Source organism: Microbacterium thalassium (assembly GCF_014208045.1).
Classification (GTDB): Bacteria; Actinomycetota; Actinomycetes; order Actinomycetales; family Microbacteriaceae; genus Microbacterium; species Microbacterium thalassium.
Map to the genome: position 1 here is coordinate 177,759 of NZ_JACHML010000001.1, position 18,533 is coordinate 196,291.

An 18,533-nucleotide genomic window follows, 5' to 3' on the forward strand; every position below is an offset into this window, starting at 1 on the left:
GCTCACTGCGCGGTCGAGCGCTCCCCGTTCGGCGAGACCGTCTCGGCGATACCCGCACCGAGGCCGCGTCCCACCGCCTGACCCTGGATGATCGCGGCGAGATCGAGGCCGGTGGCCGCCTCGACGCTGTCGAAGACCGAGCGCATGGCCTTCGCGCTGTCGCCTCCGACGACCGCCGACGCGCCGTCCTCGCCGGCGCCGCCGATGATCGAGACGCTGCCGATGGCCGAGTAGCCCTTGGCGAACTCGGCCATGATCGACGGCAGCACCTCCAGCACGCGCTGCGACAGGAACGCCTCCTGGTTCGAGGCGATCGCCTCAGTCTCCGCCTCGACCGCGGCCGCGCGGGCCTCGCCCTCGGCGCGGATCGCCTCGGCCTCGGCCTGGGCGCGCAGGCGCCGGGCCGTCGCCTCGGCGTCCGCGAGCGCACGCAGGGCGCTCGCCTCACCGGTCGCCTTGGCCTCGGCGGCCGTCGCCTCACCGGCTGCGCGGGCCTTGTCGGCCTCGGCCTGCTGCTCGGCGATGCGGGTGCGCGCCTCGGCCTGCTTGACCTGCTCGATCGCGGCGGCCTCGGCCGACCGCTCGCGCGTGTACAGCTCCGCCTGCGCGCGCGTCTCGGCCTCGTACCGCTGCGCGTCGGCGACGCGCTTGACGTCGGCGTCCAGCTGGGCCTGCTTGTTCTCGGCCTGCTGCTGCAGGACGGCCTGCTCGGCCTTCGCGCGGGCGAGGTTCTCGGCCTGCTCGGCCTCGGCGCGAGCACGGCCGACGCCGGCGTTCGCGTTGGCGGTGTTGGTGTCGAGCGCCGTCTGCTCGATCAGGTTCGCCTCCTGGTTGGCGATCATCTTCTGGTTGATCGCGCGGTCGGCGTTCGTCTGGGCGATCTCGGCCGCCTGGCGCTTGGCCTGGATCTCGGGGGCCCCGAGCGAGCGGATGTAGCCGACGAGGTCGGTGATGCCCTTGATCTGGAACGAATCGAGGATCAGGCCCTGCTCGGCGAGCTCCTGCGACACATCCGCCGCGATCTGGTCGGAGAACTTCTTGCGCTCGCGCATGAGCTCGACCACCGACAGGGTCGCGACGATGCCGCGGAGGGCGCCCTCGAGCTGCTCGGTGGTGAACTGCTCGATCGCCTTGTCCTGCGACGCGAAGCGTTCCGCCGCACGGCGCACGAACAGCGGGTCGGAGCCGATCTTGACGATCGCGACGCCGTCGACGTTCAGGGTGACGTTGTCGAGCGACTGCGCCTCGGCGTTCAGCGAGACCTGCCGCGAGCGCAGCGAGATGATCTCGTGACGCTGCGTGATCGGGTTCACCAGCGACTTGCCGTTGACGATGACCGTGACCGGCGACTCCGTCAGCTCGGAGCGGCTCGAGCCGTCGGCTTCGAGGACGGTGCGCTGGACCTTCTGCTTGCGGCCCGAGATGACGAGAGCCTCGTCGGCCCGCGCGACCTTGATCCAGCTGCGCGCGGCCAGCAGCACGATCAGCCCGATGATGACCGCCGCGGCGACGGCGATGCCGATGATGAGCAGGATGCCGAAGAACCCGGCGACTTCCATGGACGACTCCCTCGTGGTGCGCGGCGTCCAGCGGATGCACGGACGCCAGTGTCAAGCCTGCCAGGTCCGCCCGGGGCGCTGAGCCGCCTGTGGACAGCGGCGCTTCCGGCGAAGGCGAAGATGTCGGGCCGCCCGCCGCCCGATCGACCTGGGTCGCGGCGGGCCCCACGCCTCCGCAGCCCGTCTACGCTGTCGGCATGGGACCCGGAATCGACGCATCCGCACTGCGCAGATTCATCGCGCACACCGAGGCGAAGGTCTCGCCCAAGGACGTCGCGGGTCTCTACGGCCGCGCCGAGATGCTGGCCCGGATGCCGATGCGGCTGCAGGAGTGGATCGTCTCGCACGCCGGCGCCCGCGGCGAGGAGTACATGGGGTTCGTGGTCGAGCCGTACGCCTTCTTCCTGGCCTACGAGGTGGTGGATCCGGATGCCGCGGCGCGGCTGCTTCCGCCGGGCTACCGGCTGGTCCCGGCCGCCATGTTCGCCGGCGAGACGCCCCGCCTCTGCGCGATCCTCGGGGCCTTCAACGTCCACGCCTCGGTCTTCTGGGGGGCGCGCGTGGAGCTGTACCTGATCGCCGAGAACACGCGGACCGGGATGATGACGTGGGTCATCTGCGACTACGAGTCCAACACGATCAACTACGACCCGGGTGAAGGGTTCTCCGGAGCGACGGCGGACCGCGCGGTCATCACGACGTCGCACACCGGGGAGGTCATCGTCGACGTCCGCAGCGACCACCGTCCCAACCGGCTCGAGGTCACGGCCTCGCTCCCCGCGGGCGCCACTCGCGCGCTCGACCAGCGGCTGTGGATCGAGGGGAACCTCAGCGTGGACTACGGCGGGCGGCTGATGCATGAGGGGTCGGAGCCGTTCGGGCTCATCTTCGATCCCGGCGAGATGGCCCGGGCTCTGCACGTGCCGCTGGAGGCGGTCGAGGTGGCTCGCAACACGTTCGGGGCCGCATTCCGGGCCGACGAGCCCTTCGAGGCCGCGTGCTTCCCGTACGCCCAGCACTTCCTGACCACCAGCTACCCGCGAGCCAGCGCGATCCACGACGAGCACGCGCTCGTGGACGCCGTGCGCGCCCTCACCGAGGCGTCCGCATGACGCTCGACACCGCCGCGCAGACCGAGCTCGCCGCCACGATGCGCGGCGGCGTCAAGATCTACGGCAAGGGTCACGCAACGGTCCGCGCGCTCGACGGCATCGACGTCGACATCCGGCGCGGAGAGTTCACCGCGATCATGGGCCCGTCCGGATCGGGCAAGTCGACGCTGCTGCACACGCTCGCCGGGCTCGACCGGCTGACGTCGGGGACGTCGACGATCGCCGAGCAGACGATCACCGGGCTCAGCGAGGCCGCGATCACCGACATCCGCCGCGACCGCATCGGATTCGTGTTCCAGGCGTTCAATCTCATCCCGTCGCTCACGGCACGCGAGAACATCACGCTGCCGCTGGACATCGCGGGACGGAAGGTCGACTCGGCGTGGTTCGACGAGGTGATCGGCATCCTCGGCCTGGGCGACCGTCTGACGCACCTGCCGGCCGAGCTCTCGGGTGGCCAGCAGCAGCGCGTCGCCGTCGCGCGCGCCCTGGTCGCCCGCCCCGAGATCGTCTTCGCCGACGAACCCAGCGGAAACCTCGACTCGCGCTCGGGCGCCGAGCTGCTGTCGTTCCTGCGCCACGCCGTGCGCGACTTCGGGCAGACGATCGTGATGGTCACCCATGATCCGGTGGCGGCGTCGTACTCGGACCGGATCGTGTTCCTCGAGGACGGCGCCATCGTCGACGAGATGCTCGAGCCGACGGCCGAGCGCGTCTTCGACCGCATGAAGCTCATGGGGCACTGAGGTGTTCCGCCTCGCCTCCCGGTCGATCAGGCACAACCCGCAGCGACTGGTCCTGACGGCCATCTCGGTGGCGCTGGGCGTCATGCTCGTCGCGGCGACGCAGACGCTGACGTCGTCGCTGTCGAGCGGCTTCGGAACCCTGTTCGGCGAGATCTACGGCGGCGCCGACATCGTCGTCGAAGCCGACCCGGATGCCGCCGATGATGCGGCATCCGGGTCCGAGACGAACTTCGCGGCGCCCGAGCCGATCTTCACCGCCGACGATGTCGCCACCGTCGCCGCCGTCGAAGGCGTCCAACTCGCCGCCGGAGGCTTGCAGGTGCCCGCGAGCGGTCTGCTCGAGAAGGACCAGGACCGCGCGGATCCCTCCGCGCTGCTCGGCGGCCCGCCGACCCAGATCTTCAGCTGGTACGGCGACCCCGAGATCGACCGCGCGACGCTCGTCGACGGCGAGGCGCCGACGGACGACGACGAGATCGTGCTCGACATCGACGCGATCGAGAACCTCGGCTACGAACTCGGCGACATGATCGCGGTCTCCACGTCGACGGCGACCGAGGAGTTCGAGATCGTCGGCACCGTGCGGTTCGGCGACGAGAACAACCTGCAGGGCGCGACGCTCGCGTACGTGAGCCTGGAGTCCGCTCAGCGGCTCACGGACACCGACATGTTCCAGACGATCGGCGTCGTGGGCGAGCCGGGCGTCGACCTGGATGCGCTCGCCGACGACATCGGCGCGCTGCTCCCCGCGGACACGCGCGCGATCACCGGCGAGGCGAAGGCCGCCGAAGAGGGCGCCACGCTCAATGACGCGCTCGTCTACGTCGACATCGTGACGATCGTGTTCGCGATCATCGCGCTGTTCGTCGGGTCGTACATCATCCTCAACACGTTCCGCATCGTGGTCACGCAGCGCACGCGGGAGTTCGGCCTGCTGCGGGCGATCGGCATGAGCGGCCGGCAGGTGCTGCGCATGATCCTGCTCGAGGCGATCCTCGTCGCCGTCGTCGCCTCGACGCTCGGGATCCTGCTCGGCTGGGGTCTCGCCTGGATCGTCACGTCGATCATCACGATGCTCGGCACGGATGTCTTCGGACCTCTCGTAGTGCCATGGCAGGCCGTCGTGTGGAGCTACGCGCTGGGGGTCACCGTCACCGCACTGTCGGCCCTGGCGCCTGCCCTGACCGCCGCGCGGGTGTCGCCGATGGAAGCGCTGCGCGAAGCGGGGACGCAGGCGCGCAAGCCGCTCACGGTGCGCAACGTCGCGGGTGGCCTGGTCGTCGCCCTCGGACTCGTCGGCGTCGTCCTGGGCCTGACGACCGGGTGGGAGCAGCCGTACCTCCTGGTGGGCATCGGGGGCGGCCTCGTCGTGCTCGGCGTGACCCTGCTCGCAGCGCAGGTTCTCGTGCCGCTCGCGTACGCGCTGCGCGGTCTCCTCACGCGGCTGTTCGGCGTCGACGGCAAGCTGGCCGCGAACAACATCCGGCAGGAGCCGCGCCGCAGCGCCAACACCGCGGCCGCGCTCATGATCGGGGTCATGCTGCTCGCGCTCGTCGCGACCTTCGCCGAGTCGCTCAAGACGGTCATCGACGAGGAGCTGGGAAGCACGAACGCGGACGTGTTCGTCTTCAGCACGCAGGACACCGTGCCCGAGGACGCGATCGCCGCGGTCGAGGACCTGCCCGAGGTCGCCCTGGTCTCGGAAGTCGGCTCGGGGATGCTCGAGTACGACGGCGACGAGTACGCCTACAGCGTCGTCGACCCCGAGGCCGCGGTCCGGGTCGGGGGCTTCACCTCGGAACCCGACCTGCGCGAACTCGCCGACGGCGTGTTCATCGGGCCCGAGATCAGCGATCTGGGCGTCGAGGTCGGCGACGACGTGACCGTCACGACCGACACCGCCACGGTGACGCTGGCCGTGACCGGCGAGTACCTCACGGGCGGCGACGCCGGCTTCTACGTCGACTGGGAGACGAGCACCCTCCTCGCCGACGACCTCGAACCCGTCCAGCTCGCGATCGTCTTCACCGACGACATCGACACCGACGAGGCTCGGGACGCCGTGATCGACGATATGGGCAACGACGTGCTGGCCGACTATCCGTCGCTCGTCGCATTCCCGCCCGAGGTGTTCGCGAGCCTCATCTCCTCGGTGATCGACCTGATCCTCGGCATCATCACGGCTCTTCTGTCGGCGGCTCTCGTGATCGCCGTGCTCGGCGTGGCCAACACGCTGCTGCTGTCGGTCACCGAGCGCACGCGCGAGATCGGCCTGCTGCGGGCCGTCGGACTGCGCCGTCGCGAGGTGTGGCGCATGGTGACGCTCGAGTCGGTCATCATGGCGGTGTTCGGGGCGATCGCGGGCATGGTGCTCGGCGTCGGTCTGGGCGCCGCGCTCGTGGTGACACTGCAGGATCTCGGGTTCTCGACGCCCGCGGTGCCGTGGGCCTGGCTGGTGCTCTACACCGCGCTCGCGATGGCCGCCGGCATCATCGCGGCGATCTGGCCCGCGTGGCGCGCGTCGCGCATGGACATCCTGCAGGCGGTCGCCGCCGACGGGTAGCGGTTCAGTCTGCGCAGGAGATATATGCCGATCGCGTGATATCCACGTGCAGCTGCGCGTGACCGGCGTACTCGCGGGCGGCATCCAGCGATTCCGCGTCGAGCGTCAGCGTGGCCCACCCGACGACGCGCTGCGGATGGCTGGCCAGCTGCGGCATCGTGTTGTTGCCGGGCGCCCACTCCGCGAGGGTGGCCGAGAACTCGTCCCAGCGATCCTGCGGGTCGTCCCAGTCGCCCCCGAGGACGTCGCGTTCGACGCACGCGTTCGCCGGCGGCTGGGCGCGACCGGCTTCGCCGCCGAGCCCGGGCAGCAGGCCGGCTTCGCTCGCACCTTCGACCGTTCCGTCGCCGTCCGCGTCGCCGTAGAAGGGCCCGTCCGGCCCGACGATGAGGTTGCGAGCGGCCTCGGCGTGCTTCCACGCCATGGCCACGTCATCGGCGGTCCGCCAGCCGGCCACCGCCTCGTCGAGCGCGTCCAGGCGCGATGCGATGTCGTCGGGGATCACGCTCGGATCCGCACCCGCCCCCGCGTCCGCTGCACACCCGGCCGAGGCCAGCGCCACGGCCGTCGAGACCGCCAGTGCGAGCAGCGTTCGTCGGTGTCGGGTTCTGCGGGGCATCGGCATCCGGCCAGCCTATGCGCCGGTCACGCCGTCGCCCGCGCGTGCGGGGACATCTCTCCGGAGGCGGTCACCAGACGATTCCGCCGCCCAATGAGATGCCTCCCCAGGTGAGCAGGATGAAGATCGCGGCGAACACGACGGGCGCGATGCCCTTGCCGCTGCGGGCGAGACCCTTGAGCAGGGCGATGACCGCGAACACCGCCGCGACGATCGACAGCCCCCCGCCCAGGATCAGCCCGATGAACAGCGGTATGGGCATGAGGATGAGCCCCGCGAGGCCGAACCAGAAGGCGATCCAGGCAGAGGAGTTCGTGTGTGTAGCCGAGGCGTTTGACATGGCATCGATCCTCTCAAGCGCCGACCCCACGAGGGCAATATCGCGCGGGGGCTTGACTTCCGCTCGCGATCACGCGTCGAGCCACACCCAGCGGACATGAGCCTCGCACCCCTGTCGGCGATCCCGAGACTTCCGTACTGGTTCGGCTCTACCGTTCCAGCACGACGGCGAGTCCCTGTCCGACGCCGATGCAGATCGCCGCGACCGCCACGCCGCCGCCGCGACGCTTCAACTCGTGCGCCGCATGGCCGATGATGCGGCCGCCCGAGGCGCCCAGCGGATGCCCGATCGCGAGCGCTCCGCCGTGGATGTTGATCTTGTCCGGGTCGAGGTCGGGCCACCCCTGGATGCAGGCGATGCTCTGCGACGCGAACGCCTCGTTCAACTCGACCACATCGACATCCGCCCATGTCCGCCCGGCGCGTGCCAGCGCCTTGTTCGCCGCCTCGATCGGGGCGATCGGGAAGTAGTCCGGATCGACACCGTGCGCACCGCGGCCGGCGATCCGCGCCAACGGCTCGGTATCGATCACGCCCTCACCACCCAGCAGGATCGCCGTCGCGCCGTCGTTGATCGGCGAGGAGTTCCCCGCCGTCACCGACCCGTTCCCATCCGCCGCGAACAGCGCCCTCAGACCGGCGAGCTTCTCCACGGACGTGTCGTCGCGGATGCCTTCGTCCCGCGACAGCTCGGCACCGGGCACCTGCACGACCTCTTCGTCGTAGACGCCACCGGCCCACGCCTCGGCTGCGAGGCGGTGCGACCGGACCGCGAACGCGTCCTGCGCGTCACGGTCGATCCCCCACTCTCGCGCGATCTTCTCCGCCGACTCGCCGTTGGAGATCGTCCAGTGCTTCGGCAGGGCCCGGTTCGTCATCCGCCAGCCGATCGACGTGCTCCACATCGTCTGGTTCCCTACCGCCGGCCACGGCTTCGGCGACTTCTCCACCACGAACGGGGCACGGCTCATCGACTCCGCCCCACCCGCGAGGACGATGTCGGCATCCCCCGTCTCGATCGCCCGAGACCCCTGGACCACTGCTTCGACAGACGACGCGCACAGTCGGTTCACCGTCACGCCGGTGACCGACGTCGGGAAGCCGGCCAGCAGCGCCCCGAACCGCGCCACATTTCGATTGTCTTCACCCGCCTGGATCGCCCCGCCGAAGATCACGTCGTCGATGCGCGCGGGATCGACCCCGGCACGCTCCACACTCGCCCGCATCACCAGCGCCGCAAGATCATCCGGACGTGTCCCCGACAGCGCACCACCGGCACGACCGAACGGCGTACGGACAGCGTCATAGACATAGGTCGCAGTCATATTTCTCCTCACGAACGACCGGCGGCATCGGGCTCCTGCGACGTGGCGTCTCCGCCCACTGTGCGCAGACGGTTCAGCCCATCACCGATGATCTCGGGTTCAGGTCCAGGATTACCACCACGGTGGGGCCTGAGGTCGGGCTCGTCTGCCGTCATCCCAGCTCGCAGCTGACGGGGACGCAACCCGTCGCCAACCGGGACTGCCGAGGGTGCCCCACTCCGCGCGAATGTTGCCACCACTGTTGTCACGAGCGCCTCTGAGAATATAGACAACCCTGATAATCAGGATTCTCTCTGGCGGTGGCGGCGGGATTTGAAACCTGGTCACACGTCTGTTCACGCTTCGGCGTGGTTCAGATGCCCATCACGAGGCGGATGCCGTCGGCGATCCTGGTGACAAGGTAGCCCGGGAGATGCCCGACCGGATAGGGGTCGAGGAACTCGCGACTGACGGCCCCGACCTGCGAGACGATCGCGACGGAGTCCTTCTCGAGCCCGGACGCGTCGACCGGGACGAGGACGTTCCCGGGAAACGCCTCAAGCCCGACGTTCGAGGTCAGCGGGACGACGAGGACGGTCGCGATGTCGGAGGCCAGCAGCCAGTCCTCCTGCATGACCACCGAGGGCCGACGCTTGGCCGGCTCCGAGCCACGGGGCACGCCGAAGTCGACCCAGACGACGTCGCCGTGGGCGATCACCACTCCGAGCCCTCGAGCACCGTCCGCTCGGACTCAGCGAGGAACGGACTGTCCTCGGAGGGCTGCCCGACACGGGCGATGACCGCGTTCGCCATCGCCGTCAGCTCAGCCTCACCCTCGAGCTCATCCGCGAGACGGCGCCCGGCGAGCCGGTAGAACTCGGACCGGTTCATCCCATGGCGCGCAGCGATCCGCTCGAACCGCTCGAAGTCACCGTCCGGGATGGAGATCGCCGTCTTCATGCCAGCAGTATAACCCGTCATACCCATCGACGGCGTAGGGCCTTCCACGCCCGTCGAGTCCTGGGCACGTGATCGATCACTCATGGAACCTCAGTCTTCAGCGAAGACTCACGACGAAGGACAACCGCTTCGGACCAATCCGGCCACCACTGTTGCCACGAGCGCTTCTGGAAATGGAAAAACCCCCGATAAACGGGGGTTTTTCTGGCGGTGACGGTGGGATTTGAACCCACGGTAGGGGGTTACCCTACACAACTTTTCGAGAGTTGCACCTTCGGCCGCTCGGACACGTCACCGTCGTCCAGTTTACGACAGACGGTGCTGAGCGCGAAATCGGGGCGGATGCGCCGCTACAAGTCGCTGCCGCGGCCGTAGACCTCGGAGCGCTCGGCCGGCTCGGGGAAGTCGGTGCGGAACCGGCGCCCCGACACCTGGACCGGCGTCACGACGCAGAAGTCGTTCTTCGGCGACGGCGACAGGGTGGCGAGACCGAGGACCCCGGATGCCTCGATCTCGTCGTCCCTGTCGAGCCGGCGAGCGGTGCCGCGGATGACGACGCTCCAGCGCCACGGAGGCTCTGCGCCGTCCATCTCGAACGCGACACGATCGTCGGCGGCCACTTCGCGCATCTTCGCGCCGCCGCCCGACCGGAAGTAGATCTTCCCGTCGTGGACGAGTGTGTTGACCGGGAAGATGTCCGGACCGCCATCGGCTCCGATCACCGCGAGCCGGCCGATCGGCCGGTTCCCCAGCAGCGCCCAGCACTGATCCTCGCGCAACGGCTGACTGCTGTGCGCGGGGAGTTCGTGCATCTCCCGGGCAGGACCGGCAGCCGCCACGTTCATGTCACACCGCCGCCCACCCGCCGTCCACGGGAATGATCGCTCCGGACACGTCAGAGGCGTCGTCGCTCAACAGGAACGCGATCACCGCGGCGAGTTCCTCGGGTTGCGCCGTTCGCGGAAGGTTCGTCTGGAAGAAGGGTCCGAGCCGCTCCATGCCGTACGCCGTCTGCGGCGTCGAGTCGACGTTCGTCGCGACGCCGCCCGGTGAGACCGCGTTGCACCGGATCCCCTTCGGCGTGTAGAAGAACGCCGTGCTCTTGGTGAATCCGTTCACCGCATGCTTCGACGTCGTGTACGCCGTGCCGGCTGCCGACGCCCGATGCCCCGCCTCGGAGCTCACGTTCACGATCGACCCGGAGCCGGCGGCGAGCATGGGCGCGAGCACGGCCCGGGTGAGCTTCATCATCGCCGTGAGGTTCACAGCCATGACCCGCTCCCACATGTCGTCCTGGAGCTCGGCGGTCGGCACGAAGCCGTCCATGATGCCGGCGACGTTCGCCAGCCCGTCGATCGTGTCGCCCGCGGCGTCGACCGTGGCGGTGACGACGGCGCTGTCGGTGAGGTCCCCCGTGACCGTCACGACAGCGCCGCCTAGCTCTGCGGCGAGCTCGTCAAGCCGCTCCTGCGAGATATCGACCGCGACGACGCGGCCGCCTTCGGCGACGATCCGCTCGACCGTGGCCTTCCCGATCCCCGAGCCTCCGCCGGTGACGATGACCGTGCGGCCTGCGAAGCGCTTGCTGCTCATGGTGAGTCCTTTCTCACTGTCTCGATTCCACGCCGATCGAAGCCCCGGCGCTAGAGCACAAGGTCCCGAGCGGATGCCGCGACCCGCGGCATCCGCGAGTGCGGGACCTTCGACTCTCCCGCGCGCGCACGCGGCATCCGTACCGTCGAATCACACCCCCAGGACCCAGGAGGAGGAGCCATGACCCACATCGCCCTCGGCTACGACGGCAGCCCCGGCGCCCGCACGGCGCTCGACTGGGTCGCGGTGCGGGCGGCCCGAGAGAACGCACGCGTCGACCTCATCACCGTGACGAACATGGTCACCTCGAACTACGAGAACACCGAGCGCGAGCTGGCGCGGGCCGAGCGCCTGCTGCTCGACCTGGCACCGGGCGTGCACGTGGAGTCGCACCGCATCGACGGCACGATGCCGAACGCCCTGCTGAAGGATGCCCGCACCTCCGACCTGCTCGTCATCGGCCTGCACCAGCAGCGCCCGCTGCGCAACGCGCTGAAGGGCTGGATGCCGCAGCGCCTGAGCGCCCGCGCACACGGACCGGTCGCCCTCATCCCCGAGGGGTGGTCGCTCGTCGACGGACCGGTCGTCGTCGGCGTCGACGACGATCCGTCCTCGGACGAGGCGCTCATGTTCGCCGCCGCCGAAGCGCAGTCGACTCACACCACGCTGCGGATGGTGCACGCGTGGTCGATGCCGGTGCCCCGGCTCGAAGGCTCCAGCGCCCTGCTCGCCTCGCCGCTCCAGGTGAAGGAGAACCACCGCCGGATCCTCCGCGAGGCGATGCACCGCGTGCAGGAGGCCTACCCGACGGTCACGATCGAAGAGGCCCTCGTCAACGACAACCCGCCGGCGGCGCTGCTGCACCGGTCGACAGACGCCTCCATCGCCGTGATCGGAACGCACCGCCGCGGCGTGATGGCCGGTGGCTTCTTCGGCTCGGTCGCGCAGGACATCCTCGGCCAGATCGGCTGCCCGGTCGCCATCGTGCCCAACGACTGACCGGATGCCGCGCACCAGCGCGCGGCATCCGGCCGTTCCCGTCTGCTGGCTAGAATCGCGGCAGACGGAAGAGGCGTTCCCATGGACACCGCGGGCGAGACCCTGCCGCATCGGCGCATCGACGACCTGCTGCGCGCGAGCACGGCCGTCGTCGAGCACCTCGACCTCGAAGAGGTGCTCGGGCGCATCGTCGAAGCGGCGATGTCCCTCGTCGACGCCCACTACGGCGCCCTCGGCGTGCTCGGCCCGGACGGCCGGCTCGAGCGGTTCATCCACCGGGGCATCGACCCCGCCACGGCGGAGCGCATCGGCGACCTGCCTCGCGGCCGCGGCATCCTCGGCGCCGTGATCGCCGCAGACCGCCCGGTGCGCCTCCCCCACCTCTCCGAGGACCCGCGCTCGTCCGGGTTCCCCGCGCATCATCCGCCGATGGAGTCGTTCCTCGGCGTGCCGATCCGCGTGCGCGACTCGGTGTACGGCGACCTCTACCTGGCCGATGCCCGCGCCGGCGCCTTCACGGCCGACGACGAAGCCCTGATGGTGTCTCTCGCCGCGACCGCCGGCGTCGCGATCGAGAACGCTCGCCTGTACGAAGAGGCCCGCGCCCGGCAGCAGTGGAGCGAGGCGATCGCCGACGTCATGGGCGCGCTGCTGGACGTCGACAGCGACGACGCGCTGGACGTGATCGTCGAGCGCGTCGTGCCGGTGGTGGCAGCCGACGTCGCCGCCGTGTCGATCCCGTGCGGCGACGCCGAGATGAAGATCATCGCGTCGCAAGGGGCGGATGCCGTGCGCCTGCGCGGCCGCATCTTCGCCCGGGCCGGCACACCGGCCGACCGCGCCCTCTCGAGCGGGCGGGCCGTCAGCACCCCCGAGCAGCCGGCCGGCGCGCTCTTCGCCGAGCAGCCCCCGGTCGGCCCGTCGGTGGCGGTGCCGCTCCTCGCCGGCGACGAGCCCCTGGGTGTGCTCACGATCTCGCGCGAACCCGGGTGCCCGCCCTTCTCGGACGCCGAACTCGAGATGGCGTTCGTGTTCGCCGGCCAGGCGGGCGTCGCCATCGAGGTCGTGCGCGCCCGTGAGGAGCGGCGTCGCGCCGAGCGCACGCAGGACCGCACGCGCATCGCCCGCGACCTGCACGACCACGTCATCCAGCGGCTGTTCGGCGCCGGACTGGCGCTCCAGGCGGTCGCCATGACCTCCGCCGAACCGGCGGCCGCCGCCCTCACGGAGCAGGTCGACGCGCTCGACGACGCGATCAAAGAGATCCGCACGATCATCTACGCGCTCAGCCACTCGCCCGGCTCGTCGCGCGGCACGCGCGACCGCCTGCTGTCGGTCACCTCCGAGACCCTCGCGTCGCTCCCCTCGGCACCGCGCCTGCGGTTCAGCGGGCCGATCGACAGCCTCGTGACCGCCGACCTCGCCGACGACCTCGCCGCCGTGCTGCGGGAGTGCCTGGCGAACATCGTCAAGCACGCCGATGCCCGCGTCGTCGACGCCTCGCTCGCCGTCGCCGACGAACGGGTGACGCTCACCGTCCGCGACGACGGACGCGGCATCCCCGCGGACGCCGGCCGACGGGGCCTTGCGAACCTCGCCGAGCGCGCGCGGCTGCGCGGCGGCGAGTGCCTGATCGAATCGACGGCGGATGCCGGCACCACCGTCACCTGGACCGTTCCGCTCCCCGACGAGGAGGACACCCCATGACCCGCGTGTTCCTGGTCGACGATCACGAGATCGTCCGCCGAGGCATCGCCCAGCTGATCGACGCCTCGCCCGGCCTCGAAGTCGCCGGCGAAGCCGGATCCGTCAGCGAGGCGCTGCGCCGCATCGAGGCGATCGCCCCCGACGTCGCCGTGCTCGACGTGCGTCTTCCCGACGGCGACGGCATCGACCTGTGCCGCGACATCCGCTCGCAGCATCCCCACATCCGCTGCCTCATCCTCACCGCGTACGACGACGACGCGGCGCTGCGGTCGGCGGCCCTGGCCGGCGCGAGCGGGTACGTGCTGAAGGACGTGCGCTCGGGTGCCCTCGTCGACGCGATCCGCGCCGCCGCCGACGGCCGCACGGTGCAGTCGTCGAAGTCGCTGCGGGCCGCGGCGCAGTCGCTCGCGAAGCCGGCGACGCCGGCGCCCGGCGATCGCATCGACGACACCGAGGCCGAGCTGTCGTACCGCGAGCGCCAGGTGCTCGACCTCATCGCCGAGGGAATGACCAACCGCGAGATCGGCGAGCGCCTGGGACTGGCCGAGAAGACCGTCAAGAACTACGTGTCGGGGCTGCTCGCGAAGCTCGGCATGGAGCGCCGCACGCAGGCCGCCGTCTACGGCGCCGAACACCGGCACGGCCCGGGGCACTGAGACCTCTGGGGACGGCATCCGCTCGTCCCCTGCCGCGCGCCACCGCGCGGGAGTAGTTTGGCGCCATGGCTGAGACGATGACGGCGCAGCAGCGCCTCGTGCTCGTCATCGCGATCATCGCGTCGTTCATCGCGTTCCTCGACGGCACGGTCGTCAACGTCGCGCTTCCTGCGATCCGCGACGAGTTCGGCGGCGGGATCGCGACGCAGCAGTGGGTCGTCGACGCGTACTACATCACCCTGGCCGCGCTCATCCTTCTCGCCGGTTCGGTGAGCGACGCGTTCGGACGCATCCTGATCCTGCGCGTCGGACTCATCGGATTCGGCATCACGTCGATCGTGATCGCCCTCTCGCCGGACGCGATCGTGCTGTTCGGCGCCCGCGCACTGCAGGGGGCGTCGGGGGCCCTGCTCGTCCCGAGCTCCCTCGCACTCATCACATCGGCGATGCGAGGGGCGCTGCAGGGACGCGCCATCGGGATCTGGACCGCGTGGACCACCGTCGCCTTCATCATCGGGCCGATCCTCGGCGGACTCTTCGTCGACCTCGTTTCGTGGCGGTGGGTGTTCGTGATCAACATCGTGCCGATCGGGGTGACGCTGTGGCTGACCACGCGCCTCGAGCAGCACGACGTGCGCAGGCCGGATGCGCGCATCGACTGGCTCGGCGCCGTGCTGTGCACGCTGGGCCTCGGCGGCACGGTGTACGCGCTCATCGAGCAGCCGCAGCTGGGCTGGACACCCGTCATCTGGATCACGCTCATCGGCGGCATCCTGCTGTTCGGCGCCTTCCTCTGGCGGCAGGCCGTCACGACAGCCCCGATCCTGCCGCTCGGCCTCTTCCGGGTGCGCAACTTCTGGACCGGAAACGTCGCGACGGTCTTCATCTACGCCGGCATCTACCTCGTCGACCTCGTCATCATCATCTACCTCCAGCAGCAGGCCGACTTCTCGGCGACGTTCGCCGGCGTGGGCATCCTGCCGTGGATCATCATGCTGACGGTGCTCAGCCCCTTCGCCGGGACCTGGGCCGGCCGGTACGGACCGCGGCTGTTCATGACCCTCGGTCCGGTCGTGATGGCGATCGGCACCGCGATGCTGCTGCTCGTGTCGGCGGATTTCAACTACTGGTGGCAGGTGCTGCCGGCGCTGACCGTCTTCGGCACCGGGCTGGGCCTGACCGTGTCGCCGCTGACCGCGACGATCCTGGGCGCGATCGAGCCCGAGCGCGCCGGCATCGCCTCGGCGACGAACAATGCCATCTCGCGCGTCGGAGGTCTGCTCGGCATCGCGCTGCTGGCCACGATCACCGGCGGGGCGCTCGACCTCGACGGACTGCACCGTGCCGCCATCGTGATGGCGGCCCTGCTGCTCGTGGGCGGCATCGTCGCCTTCCTCGGCATCCGCAATCCCGCCCGCGAGCCCGTCGCCGAAGAGAGCTGACCCGGTCCCCGCATCGTCCATCTGGCACCGGGGCATCGCACCCTGCAAGACTGAGCGCATGGCTGTCATCGAGAACTCCAAGCTCACCGTCGTCGGCGCCGGCAGCGTCGGCGCGAGCGTCGCGTACGCCTCCCTCATCCGAGGGTCGGCACGCCATGTCGCCCTCTACGACATCAACGCGTCGAAGGCCGAGGCCGAGGTTCTCGACCTCGCCCACGGCACGCAGTTCACCGGCTCGAGCGACATCATCGGCGGCGCCGACATCTCGTGCGTCGAGGGGTCCCACGTGGTGGTCATCACCGCCGGCGCCAAGCAGAACCCCGGCCAGACGCGCATCGAGCTCGCGGGCGTCAACGCCGGGATCATGAAGAAGATGATGCCGCAGCTGCTCGAGGTCGCCCCCGACGCCATCTACGTCATCGTCACGAACCCGTGCGACGTGCTGACGGTGCTCTCGCAGGAGGCCACCGGCCTGCCGCCCGAGCGCCTGTTCGCGTCGGGGACCGTGCTCGACACGTCGCGCCTGCGCTGGAAGCTCGGGCAGCGCGCCGGGGTCTCGCCGTCGAGCGTGCACGCATACATCGTCGGCGAGCACGGCGACACCGAATTCCCGCTGTGGTCGCACGCCACCATCGGCACGGTGCCGATCCTCGACTGGGTCACGCCCGCCGGCGACAAGATGACGGTGGAGGAGCTCGACCAGATCGCGATCGACGTGCGCGACGCCGCCTACAAGGTCATCCAGGGCAAGGGTGCGACCAACTACGCGATCGGCCTGTCGAGCGCGCGCATCGTCGAGGCGATCCTCGGCGACCAGAACGCGGTGCTGCCGGTCTCGCCGGTGCTGCACGACTTCCACGGCATCAGCAACGTCGCCTTGTCGGTGCCCTCGATCGTCAACGCGAAGGGCGCGCACCCGATCTACGAGACGACGTTCTCGCCGAGCGAGATGGGGCTGCTGCGCCGGTCGGCCGACGCGCTGCGCGAGGTCGCCGGCTCGCTGCGCTGACGTCGGCGGCGGGCCGCCGCGGCGGTGTCGGATGCCGCGCCTACGCTGAGAGCATGCCCTCGAAGCGCTCCGCCACCTCTGCGCCGTTCCGCTGCACGGAGTGCGGGTGGACCACCGTCCGGTGGGTCGGGCGGTGCGGCGAGTGCCAGCAATGGGGCACCGTCGTCGAGGCGGCCGAGCAGACCGGCATCGTCAAGTCCGTGTCGGCGGTCGCCCCCAGCGCGGCGCGGGCGGCACGCCCGATCACGCGCATCGACACGACCGAGGTGCCGCGGCGGAACACCGGCGTCGCCGAGTTCGACCGGGTGCTGGGCGGCGGGCTCGTCCCCGGGGCCGCGATCCTGCTGTCGGGCGAGCCGGGGGTCGGCAAGTCGACGCTGCTGCTCGAGGTCGCGGCGCAGACCGCGCGGTCGGGCCGTCGCGTGCTGTACGCGAGCGCCGAGGAGTCCGCGGCGCAGGTGCGCCTGCGCGCCGAGCGCACCGGCGCCCTCCACGACGAGCTGTATCTGGCCAGCGAGACCGACCTCGCCACGATCCTCGGACACATCGACGAGGTCAAGCCCGATCTGCTGATCGTCGACTCGGTCCAGACCGTGTCCTCCGCGCTGTCCGAGGGTGCGGCCGGGCACCCCTCGCAGGTCCGCGAGGTCGCCTCGACGCTCATCCGGGTGGCCAAGGACCGCGACCTGCCGACCATCATCGTCGGCCATGTCACGAAGGACGGCACGATCGCCGGTCCCCGCATCCTCGAGCACCTCGTCGACGTCGTGTGCCATTTCGAGGGCGATCGCCAGACGTCGCTGCGGTTCGTGCGGGCGCTGAAGAACCGCTTCGGTCCCACGGACGAGGTCGGATGCTTCGACATGGCCGGCGACGGCATCGCCGAGGTCCCCGACCCGTCGGCCCTGTTCCTCGGCCACGGCGACCCGGTGTCGGGCACGTGCGTCACGATCGCACTCGAGGGCCGCCGTGCCCTCCCCGTCGAGGTGCAGGCGCTGACGATCGAGACCCCGGCGCCAAACCCGCGCCGCATCGTCAGCGGCGTCGACAGCGCACGCGTCGCGATGGTGCTCGCGGTCGTCGAGAAGCGGCTCAAGCTCCCGCTGTCCAAGCACGACGTCTACGTTTCGACGGTGGGCGGCGTGCGCCTCGTCGAGCCGGCCGCCGACCTCGCCATCGCCGTCGCGGTCGCCAATTCGCTCCGGGGCCACGCGCTCGCGCCGGGCGTCGCCGCGATCGGGGAACTGACGCTCGCCGGTGAGGTGCGACCCGTCACGCAGGCGGCGCAGCGACGGTCCGAAGCCACGCGGCTCGGCTATCGCACGGTGGTCGACGCCTCGGCACGCACGCTGCAGGGCGCGATGGACGAACTCGCCCTCCACCGCCGGCGCCCCGGCCGCGAATCGACCGCTCCGGGCGACGTCCCCGAGTTCTGACGGGAACGCCCCGCGGGCGCGCGCCGATGATCCGCGTCTGCGGCGCTGTGCCGGCTCAGACCTCGAGCGCGGCGATCAGGTCTGCGGGAGCCGCCTGAAGCGGGTGCGGCCCGGCGATGTCGAAGAAGACCGTCGTGATCTGCTCCTCATAGGTGCTCAGGAACGACTTCAGCCACTCGGGCGACTGCAGCGCCACCCCGGGCGGGAGCGTCTCGGGCTTGTGCTTGGCGTCGCTGAACAGCAGCAGGGCGACCTGCCCCGTGTTCGGGTCGCGGTAGGTCCACACCTCGCCGACGTCGAGCGGGTTGTCGCGCTGTCCCGGGCGCATGAGCGGCACGACCGTGGGCCCGTGCCGCAGCGCGAAGGCGACCGCCGCCATGTCCTGGGTCTGCAGGGCGTCGGCGAGCTGGGTGTTGCGGAATTCCATCGATTCCTTCTTCGCGCGCTTCTTGCCGGCCATCGTTCCAGGGTAGTCGGGGGCGGCGACGG

The 18,533-nt window shown here is 70.3% G+C and carries 18 protein-coding genes and 1 tRNA gene; 9 read left to right on the forward strand and 10 right to left on the reverse strand.

Going from position 1 to position 18,533, the window contains the following annotated elements; genetic code table 11:
* Positions 1–2: 2 nt before the first annotated feature.
* The gene (locus HD594_RS00855; protein WP_184749136.1) at positions 3–1,559 is read right to left on the reverse strand and encodes an SPFH domain-containing protein; all 1,557 of its coding nucleotides are present in this window, start codon (positions 1,557–1,559) and stop codon (positions 3–5) included.
* 197 nt (positions 1,560–1,756) lie between these two features.
* On the opposite strand from HD594_RS00855, the gene HD594_RS00860 reads away from it, so the two are divergent.
* The 3 genes from HD594_RS00860 to HD594_RS00870 are packed head-to-tail and all read left to right on the forward strand — an operon-like array spanning position 1,757 to position 5,980.
* Positions 1,757–2,671, forward strand: coding sequence for a hypothetical protein (locus HD594_RS00860; protein WP_184749137.1), 915 nt, complete (start codon positions 1,757–1,759; stop codon positions 2,669–2,671).
* Positions 2,668–3,417 carry an ABC transporter ATP-binding protein gene (locus tag HD594_RS00865; protein ID WP_184749138.1) on the forward strand — a complete coding sequence of 250 codons (750 nt, stop codon included), beginning with the start codon at positions 2,668–2,670 and terminating at the stop codon, positions 3,415–3,417. The genes HD594_RS00860 and HD594_RS00865 overlap by 4 nt, the downstream gene beginning before the upstream one ends.
* A gap of 1 nt (position 3,418) precedes the next feature.
* The gene (locus HD594_RS00870) at positions 3,419–5,980 is read left to right on the forward strand and encodes an ABC transporter permease (RefSeq protein WP_184749139.1); all 2,562 of its coding nucleotides are present in this window, start codon (positions 3,419–3,421) and stop codon (positions 5,978–5,980) included.
* A 4-nt stretch (positions 5,981–5,984) separates the two neighbouring features.
* On the opposite strand, the gene HD594_RS00875 is transcribed toward HD594_RS00870, so the two are convergent.
* The 8 genes from HD594_RS00875 to HD594_RS00910 all read right to left on the reverse strand — a co-directional run bounded on the left by HD594_RS00875 (position 5,985) and on the right by HD594_RS00910 (position 10,795).
* Positions 5,985–6,605, reverse strand: a complete 621-nt coding sequence (locus HD594_RS00875) for a hypothetical protein (RefSeq protein ID WP_184749140.1) — start codon at positions 6,603–6,605, stop codon at positions 5,985–5,987.
* Positions 6,606–6,669: 64 nt separating this feature from the next.
* The gene (locus tag HD594_RS00880; RefSeq protein WP_184749141.1) at positions 6,670–6,939 is read right to left on the reverse strand and encodes a hypothetical protein; all 270 of its coding nucleotides are present in this window, start codon (positions 6,937–6,939) and stop codon (positions 6,670–6,672) included.
* Between the two features lie 148 nt (positions 6,940–7,087).
* Positions 7,088–8,263: a thiolase family protein gene (locus HD594_RS00885; RefSeq protein WP_184749142.1), complete on the reverse strand. Its 1,176-nt coding sequence runs from the start codon at positions 8,261–8,263 to the stop codon at positions 7,088–7,090.
* A gap of 352 nt (positions 8,264–8,615) precedes the next feature.
* A complete protein-coding gene (locus HD594_RS00890; RefSeq protein ID WP_271171237.1) occupies positions 8,616–8,963 on the reverse strand; it encodes a type II toxin-antitoxin system PemK/MazF family toxin in 348 nt (115 codons plus the stop codon).
* Positions 8,957–9,202, reverse strand: coding sequence for a ribbon-helix-helix domain-containing protein (locus tag HD594_RS00895; protein ID WP_184749143.1), 246 nt, complete (start codon positions 9,200–9,202; stop codon positions 8,957–8,959). The genes HD594_RS00890 and HD594_RS00895 overlap by 7 nt, the downstream gene beginning before the upstream one ends.
* 205 nt (positions 9,203–9,407) lie before the next feature.
* A tRNA-Ser gene (locus tag HD594_RS00900) sits at positions 9,408–9,498 on the reverse strand.
* 54 nt (positions 9,499–9,552) lie between these two features.
* Entirely contained in the window at positions 9,553–10,047 is a 495-nt protein-coding gene (locus tag HD594_RS00905; protein ID WP_184749144.1) for a pyridoxamine 5'-phosphate oxidase family protein, read from the reverse strand.
* A gap of 1 nt (position 10,048) precedes the next feature.
* Positions 10,049–10,795, reverse strand: a complete 747-nt coding sequence (locus HD594_RS00910; protein ID WP_184749145.1) for an SDR family NAD(P)-dependent oxidoreductase — start codon at positions 10,793–10,795, stop codon at positions 10,049–10,051.
* Between the two features lie 180 nt (positions 10,796–10,975).
* Here HD594_RS00910 and HD594_RS00915 point away from each other — a divergent pair, with 180 nt between their 5' ends.
* The 6 genes from HD594_RS00915 to radA all read left to right on the forward strand — a co-directional run bounded on the left by HD594_RS00915 (position 10,976) and on the right by radA (position 18,044).
* Positions 10,976–11,794: a universal stress protein gene (locus HD594_RS00915; RefSeq protein ID WP_184749146.1), complete on the forward strand. Its 819-nt coding sequence runs from the start codon at positions 10,976–10,978 to the stop codon at positions 11,792–11,794.
* An 81-nt stretch (positions 11,795–11,875) separates the two neighbouring features.
* Entirely contained in the window at positions 11,876–13,501 is a 1,626-nt protein-coding gene (locus HD594_RS00920) for a sensor histidine kinase (RefSeq protein WP_184749147.1), read from the forward strand.
* Positions 13,498–14,157: a response regulator gene (locus tag HD594_RS00925; RefSeq protein ID WP_184749148.1), complete on the forward strand. Its 660-nt coding sequence runs from the start codon at positions 13,498–13,500 to the stop codon at positions 14,155–14,157. The genes HD594_RS00920 and HD594_RS00925 overlap by 4 nt, the downstream gene beginning before the upstream one ends.
* Before the next feature lie 65 nt (positions 14,158–14,222).
* Complete coding sequence (locus HD594_RS00930; protein ID WP_184749149.1) at positions 14,223–15,599, forward strand: MFS transporter; 1,377 nt, start codon at positions 14,223–14,225, stop codon at positions 15,597–15,599.
* Positions 15,600–15,657: 58 nt separating this feature from the next.
* A complete protein-coding gene (locus tag HD594_RS00935) occupies positions 15,658–16,608 on the forward strand; it encodes an L-lactate dehydrogenase (protein WP_184749150.1) in 951 nt (316 codons plus the stop codon).
* Positions 16,609–16,661: 53 nt separating this feature from the next.
* Positions 16,662–18,044: a DNA repair protein RadA gene (radA, locus tag HD594_RS00940; RefSeq protein WP_184749151.1), complete on the forward strand. Its 1,383-nt coding sequence runs from the start codon at positions 16,662–16,664 to the stop codon at positions 18,042–18,044.
* Positions 18,045–18,099: 55 nt separating this feature from the next.
* Here radA and HD594_RS00945 read toward each other — a convergent pair whose 3' ends face one another.
* Positions 18,100–18,504: a dehydrogenase gene (locus HD594_RS00945; protein WP_184749152.1), complete on the reverse strand. Its 405-nt coding sequence runs from the start codon at positions 18,502–18,504 to the stop codon at positions 18,100–18,102.
* Positions 18,505–18,533 lie beyond the last annotated feature (29 nt).